Source organism: Streptomyces sp. NPDC005899 (genome assembly GCF_040629645.1).
GTDB lineage: Bacteria > Actinomycetota > Actinomycetes > Streptomycetales > Streptomycetaceae > Streptomyces.
Window position 1 is genome coordinate 1 of sequence record NZ_JBEXWB010000351.1, and the last position, 6507, is coordinate 6507.

Annotated in this window: 4 protein-coding genes; 1 reads left to right on the forward strand and 3 read right to left on the reverse strand. The window is 72.5% G+C overall.

What is annotated here, in order from left to right; genetic code table 11:
- Nucleotides 1-37: 37 nt before the first annotated feature.
- From ABZ371_RS27285 to ABZ371_RS27295, 3 genes are all read right to left on the reverse strand, one after another.
- The gene (locus tag ABZ371_RS27285; protein ID WP_358684325.1) at nt 38-1927 is read right to left on the reverse strand and encodes an ABC transporter ATP-binding protein; all 1890 of its coding nucleotides are present in this window, start codon (nt 1925-1927) and stop codon (nt 38-40) included.
- Nucleotides 1928-2023: 96 nt separating this feature from the next.
- Nucleotides 2024-3391 (reverse strand): cytochrome P450, encoded by a 1368-nt coding sequence (locus ABZ371_RS27290; protein ID WP_358684327.1) that lies wholly within the window; start codon nt 3389-3391, stop codon nt 2024-2026.
- A 270-nt stretch (nt 3392-3661) separates the two neighbouring features.
- Nucleotides 3662-5446 (reverse strand): ABC transporter ATP-binding protein, encoded by a 1785-nt coding sequence (locus tag ABZ371_RS27295; RefSeq protein ID WP_358684329.1) that lies wholly within the window; start codon nt 5444-5446, stop codon nt 3662-3664.
- A gap of 259 nt (nt 5447-5705) precedes the next feature.
- Here ABZ371_RS27295 and ABZ371_RS27300 point away from each other — a divergent pair, with 259 nt between their 5' ends.
- Nucleotides 5706-6374: a ThuA domain-containing protein gene (locus ABZ371_RS27300; RefSeq protein ID WP_358684331.1), complete on the forward strand. Its 669-nt coding sequence runs from the start codon at nt 5706-5708 to the stop codon at nt 6372-6374.
- Nucleotides 6375-6507 lie beyond the last annotated feature (133 nt).

The window sequence follows — 6507 nt, forward strand, 5'->3', positions numbered from 1 at the left end:
CGGCCCGCGCCCGTGGAGCCCGCGCCGGCCCGGCCGGTCAGCGGGCCACCGGGCTCTCCTCCGTGCCGGGCCGCTCGAACTGCGTACGGTGCAGCTCCTCGTACCGGCCGCCGAGGGCCAGCAGCTCGTCGTGCGTGCCCCGCTCGACGACCCGGCCGTCCTCGACGACGAGGATGAGGTCGGCGGCCCGCACCGTCGACAGCCGGTGGGCGATCACCACGGCCGTACGCCCCTCCAGCGCCTCGGCGAGGGCCTCCTGCACGGCCGCCTCCGAGGTGGAGTCCAGGTGTGCGGTCGCCTCGTCGAGGATCACCACCCGCTGCCTGGCCAGGAGCAGCCGCGCGATGGTCAGACGCTGGCGCTCGCCGCCCGAGAGCCGGTAGCCGCGCTCACCGACGACCGTGTCCAGCCCTTCGGGCAGCGAGGCCACCAGTCCGTCCAGCCGCGAGCGGCGCAGGGCGTCCCAGATGTCGTCCTCGGTGGCGTCCGGCCGGGCGAGCAGCAGGTTGGCGCGCACCGACTCGTGGAAGAGGTGGCCGTCCTGGGTGACCATGCCGAGCGTCTCGCGGATCGAGTCCGCCGTCAGGTCGCGCACGTCGACGCCGTTCAGCCGTACGGCGCCCTCGTCGGTGTCGTACAGCCGGGGCAGCAACTGCGCGATCGTCGACTTCCCGGCGCCGGACGAGCCGACGAGCGCCACCATCCGTCCCGGCTCCGCCGTGAAGGACACGTCGTGCAGCACCCGGGTGCCCCCGCGTGCGTCGAGCGTGGCGACCTCCTCGAGGGAGGCGAGGGAGACCTTGCCGGCGGACGGGTAGGCGAAGGACACGCCGTCGAACTCGACGGACACCGGCCCGTCCGGAACCCGGCGGGCGTCCGGCTTCTCCGCGATCAGCGGCTTCAGGTCGAGGATCTCGAAGACCCGCTCGAAGCTGACCAGGGCGCTCATCACCTCGACCCGGGCCCCGGCCAGCGCGGTCAGGGGCGCGTACAGGCGGGTCAGGAGCAGCGCCAGGGCCACGACGGCTCCGGGTTCCAGACTGCCGCGCAGCGCGTAGTACCCCCCGAGACCGTAGACCAGGGCGAGTGCGAGCGCCGAGACGAGGGTGAGCGCGGTGATGAAGGTGGACTGCAGCATCGCCGTGCGGACGCCGATGTCACGCACCCGGACCGCGCGGGCGGCGAACTCCGCCGACTCCTCGGCGGGACGCCCGAACAGCTTGATGAGGGTGGCGCCCGGAGCGGAGAAGCGCTCCGTCATCCGGGTGCCCATCGTGGCGTTGTGACCGGCGGCCTCCCGTTGCAGCGCCGCCATCCTGCTCCCCATCCGGCGGGCGGGGACGACGAACACCGGCAGCAGGACCAGGGCGAGCAGGGTGATCTGCCACGAGATCGTGAGCATCACGGCGAGGGTCAGCAGCAGGGTGACGAGGTTGGAGACGACGCCGGAAAGCGTGTTGCTGAACGCCCGCTGCGCTCCGATCACGTCGTTGTTGAGCCGGCTGACCAGGGCGCCGGTCCGGGTGCGGGTGAAGAAGGCGACCGGCATCCGCTGGACGTGGTCGAAGACGGCGGTCCGCAGGTCGAGGATCAGCCCCTCGCCCAGGGTGGCCGACAGCCACCGGGTGAGCAGGCCGAGGCCCGCCTCGCCCACGGCGATCAGCGCGATCAGCAGCGCCAGCCGGACGACCGTCCCGCTGTCCTCGTGCTTCACGATCGCGTCCACGACCTGTCCGGCCAGCACCGGAGTGGCCACCGCGAGCAGTGCGGTGACCGCGCTGAGCAGCAGGAAGCGGCCGATGCGCGCCCGGTGCGGCCGGGCGAACGCCCCGATGCGCCGCAGTGTGGCCCGGGAGAAGGGTCTGCGGTCCTGTTGTGCGTTCATCGCGCTGTGGAGCGACGTCCACGCGGTGACTTCCATGTTCATGCGGGTGCCTCCGGAGTCGGGGTGTACTGAGGAACGCTAAGACCTCGACCAAACTTCAGGTCAACCGTTCCCTGTCGGCTTCACCCGACAGCGCGCTCAGCGCGCCCGGACTGTAGCCCTGACCTCCCTGTCCGGCTGGAGCGTCAGCGTCGGCACCGGCCCGATGACACCGGGATCCACGTCCAGCTCGAAGCGGCGTGCCAGCACGGCGAGGATCAGCACCGACTCGACCATCGCGAAGCGCGTCCCCAGGCAGACCCGGGGGCCGCCACCGAACGGGAACCAGGCGTACTCGGGGATATCGTCACCGCGGTCCGCGTCCCAGCGCTCCGGGCGGAACTCCTCGGGCCGCGGGAACCACCGCTCGTCCCGGTGCGTCACCCACTGGCTGCTCCACACCCGGGTGCCGGCCGGCATCGGTACGCCGCCGATCCGGGCGCCCTCCTTGGCGATCCCGGTCACCAGCCAGATCGTCGGATAGAGCCGCAGGGTCTCTTTGACGACCGCCTGCGCGTACGGCAGGCGGGCGTAGTCGTCGATACCGGGCTCCCGCCCGTCGAGCACCCGGTCCAGCTCCTCGGTGAGCGCCGCCCGCGCGCGCGGGTTGCGGGCCAGCAGGTACCAGGCCCACACGAGGGTGGAGCTGGTCGTCTCGTGGCCGCCGATGTACAGGGTGACCGTCTCGTCACGGATCTCCTGGTCGCTCAGGCGCGTCCCGCTCCCGTCGACCGCGGTGAGCAGGCGGCTCAGGAGGTCGGGGCGCTCGCCGTCGCCCTCGCGGTGGCGTGCCACCACCCGCGCGACCTCCGCGTCGATCACCGCGGCGGCCTTCCGGATCCTGGCCCGACCGGGTGTCGGGACCCAGTCGGGCAGCACGGCTCCGAGGCCGCTGAACTCCTTGCCGATCTCACGCTGGGCGACGTCCATGGCCCGGCCCATCGACTCCGCGTCGGCGGGGGTGTCGACGCCGAAGATCGTACGGACGGCGATCTTCTGCGTCAGGGCGGCCATCTCCCGCTTGACGTCGACGCGTTCACCGCCCGACCAGGTGTCCGCGAGCTCCACCGCGCAGCCGGCCATCGTCGCGGCGTACGACTTCACCTGCTTGGGCCGTACCGAGGGCTGCACCAGCGAACGCTTGCGCCGCCAGTCGCGGCCGCGCGCCACCACGACGCCGTTGCCCATGACCGTACGGAACGCGATGCCCAGCAGGGGCTGGTCGAAGGAGCGCTCCGTCTCGGTGAGGAGCTCGCCCACGCAGTCCGGGTCGGCCACGAACACGCAGTCGTTGCGGCCGAAGCGCCAGCGCACCATGGACCCGTAACTGTGCAGGCGTTCGAAGAAGGCGAGCGGGTCCTTGCCGAACCACGGCAGGCTCCCGAGGAGGGGCAGCCCTCTGGGGCCCTGGACGAGCCGGTGGCGGCGCGGTTCGACGCCGGGGGGAGCACCGGTTTCGGTGGACATGGAGGACTCCGCTTCCCTGAGGGTGTACCGACGCGGCACGGGGCGGTCGGACGGCCCGACCTGGACCTGACTTACCGTCATATTCCTTGACTAGTAACCGGATTGCCATCGCCGGCCACAGTACGTCACAGGCCCGAGCGGCCGGGAGGGGGCCGCGGGGGACCGCCCTCACGGGCCCGGCCGGAGAGCCGGGCCCGTAAGGCGGCCCGGCCGGACGGCCCGGCCCGGGAAAAGCTAGGCGGCCGACAGCCCGGCCCTCGGGCGGCGGCCCTACGCCGACTGCCTCGGTTGCAGCCCCGCGTACACCCCACCGCTCGCCAGCAGTTCCCCGTGCGTACCCACCTCCGCGATCCGGCCCCGGTCCATCGCCACGATGCGGTCCGCCGCCCGGATCGTCGAGAGGCGGTGCGCGACCACGAAGACCGTGCGGCCGTGCACCAGGCGGGCCAGGGCCTCCTGGACCAGCGCCTCCGACCGGGTGTCCAGGGCGGAGGTCGCCTCGTCCAGGATCAGCACCCGCGGGTCGCGGATCAGCGCGCGGGCGATGGCCAGACGCTGCTTCTGCCCGCCCGAGAGCCGTGCTCCGCGCTCGCCCACCACCGTGTGGATGCCGTCCGGCAGGCCCTCGACGAATTCGAGCGCGTTGGCGTCGGCGAGCGCCCGGCGGACCGTCTCCTCGTCCGTCTCGTCCATGCCGTAGGTGACGTTGTCCCGGATCGTGCCCTCGAACAGGATGGACTCCTGCGGGACGACCGACAGGAAGCGCCGGTAGGTGCGCAGGTCCAGGGTCGCCATGTCCGTACCGTCGAGGAGGATGCGCCCCGACGTCGGACGGATGAAGCCGATCAGGAGGTTCAGGACGGTGGACTTGCCGGCCCCCGAAGCGCCGACCAGTGCGACCGTCTCGCCCGGACGCGCCGACAGCGTGAAGTCCTCCACGGCGACGCCGCCCGACCCCTCGTACGCGAAGCCGACCCGCTCGAAGTCGATGCGGCCCTCCACCCGCTCCACGACGGCCTTGCCCGCGTTGTTCTCCAGGTCGGGCGCCTCCAGCACCTCGCCCGCCGAACGGACCGACTCCAGCCCCTTGCTGATGACGGGGGCGAGACTCAGCAGGGTGCTCATCGAACCGGTCAGTGTCGTGAAGAAGGCGCTGAGCATGACGACGTCACCCGCAGTGATCGGCAGCCAGCCGTGGTAGGCCACCAGTGCGGAGCCCGCCAGGCACGCCACTCCCAGGGAGTTGAGCAGGATCCAGGCGAGCGCGCCGAACCGGCCGTTGAGCACGTCGAGGCGCAGTCCGGCGAACAGCACCTGGCGCAGCGAGCCGTCCACCCGGCTGAGGGCCGCCCGCTCCAGGCCGTGCGCCCGGGTGATCGGGATGAGGCTGGTCATCTCGCTGACCCGGGCGGAGAGTTGCTCGACCTCCTGGCGGAAGGACTCGTTGTGGCTCCGCAGCCGTGCCCGCAGCTTCATGACCAGCAGGGCTGCCAGCGGCACCACCACCAGGAAGACGGGGAGGAAGGAAGGGACCCGCACGGCGATGACGGCCAGGCCGCCGGTCAGGGTGATGATGCCCGCGAGCCCCATGTCGGCGGACTGCTGCACCATCTGCTCGACGGTCTCCACGTCGCGGACCACCTTGGCCTGCAGCACACCGGCACTGGTCCGGCTGTGGTAGCCGATCGACAGCTGCTGCATCCGCTGGCACAGCGAGTCGCGCAGCGCGGTGCCCATGCGGCGGACGCTGCCGTTGAGGCACCGCACGTACAGCAGGTGCAGGGGGTAGTTGAGGACGAGCACGAAGAGCAGGGCCCCGGCGTTCAGCCACAACTCCCGCTCCGGGCGGTGCTGTACGACTACGTCGATGATGTTCGCGGTGATGAGCGGGAGCAGCCACACGGGGCTGTGCTTGACCACGAACGCCAGCACGGCGACGGCCAGGCGCCTCCGGTCGGGCCGCAGGAGGTAGCCGAGGGTGCGGATCGGGTGCTCGCCCCGGTAGCGGTGGTCGAGCGTGGAGGGCTGCCGAGGCGGTGAAAGCGGTTGCTGCATGTGATCATGCAATCCCGGTGACCCGGCCCGTGCAAGCCCCCTCTCGCATGGTGGTTCCCCCCGGCACGCGGGGGAGCGCGGACGGCGCCGGACGCCGTCGCGGCCGGGTCGGACGGGGCAGCGGCCAGCGGGGCAGCGCCCGGACGGGCCCGGGCGCGGTAGGTGTTCGGGGCGACGGCGCCCGCAGGCGACACGGCCGGCGGAGACGGCCCATGATGGGACCTGCCCGTCCGTGCCCCCCCGCCTCCCGGAGCCCGCGATGCCCACCACCGGCCGGCCGTCGGTCCTCGTGTACACCCGCACCACCGACTACCGCCACGACTCCATCCCGGACGGGATCACGGCCTTGCGTGAACTCGGCGCGGAGCACGGCTTCGCCGTCGACGCCACCGAGCGGCCGGAGGTCTTCGAGGACGGGCTCGCCGGATACGCCGCCGTCGTGTTCCTCTCCACCAGCGGAGACGTCCTCACCCCGGGGGGACGCGAAGGTCTGCGGGCCCACTGTGCGGCGGGTGGCGGTTTCATGGGCGTGCACGCCGCGGCCTGCACCGAGTACGGCTGGCCGTTCTACGGCGACCTCCTCGGCGCCCGCTTCGCCCGGCACCCGGAGCTGGGCCCGGGCACCGTCGTCGTGGAGGACCACGACCACCCGGCCACCCGGCACCTGGACGCCACCTGGCACCTGACCGACGAGTGGTACGAGTTCACCACCGACCCGCGCGGCACCGTACGCGTGCTGGCCGGTGCCGGCAGAACCACCTCCGGCGACGGGGACGCGGGCACCGGCCGTCCCCTCGTATGGGCCCACGAACACGGGGGCGCTCCGGTCTTCTACACCGCTCTGGGCCACACCCGCCGAATCTACCGTGACCCCGTCTTCCGCGCCCATCTGCTGGGGGGACTGCGCCAGGTGACGGGCGAGGCCTGACGCACGCCCCCTCGGCCGGGCTCGCTCCCCGGCGAGCCGAGCCCGGGGCGCCCCCGCCCGGACAGCGGACGGGGCGGGGGCGGACCCGGAAGACCGGTGGGCCGGCTCAGGCTCGCGGCGGGATACGGGAGGG

Coding starts and splice junctions, on each gene's coding strand:
- ABZ371_RS27285 (WP_358684325.1), bottom strand. CDS start 1,927: ATGAACATGGAAGTCACCGCGTGGACGTCGCTCCACAGCGCGATGAAC.
- ABZ371_RS27300 (WP_358684331.1), top strand. CDS start 5,706: ATGCCCACCACCGGCCGGCCGTCGGTCCTCGTGTACACCCGCACCACC.
- ABZ371_RS27295 (WP_358684329.1), bottom strand. CDS start 5,446: ATGCAGCAACCGCTTTCACCGCCTCGGCAGCCCTCCACGCTCGACCAC.
- ABZ371_RS27290 (WP_358684327.1), bottom strand. CDS start 3,391: ATGTCCACCGAAACCGGTGCTCCCCCCGGCGTCGAACCGCGCCGCCAC.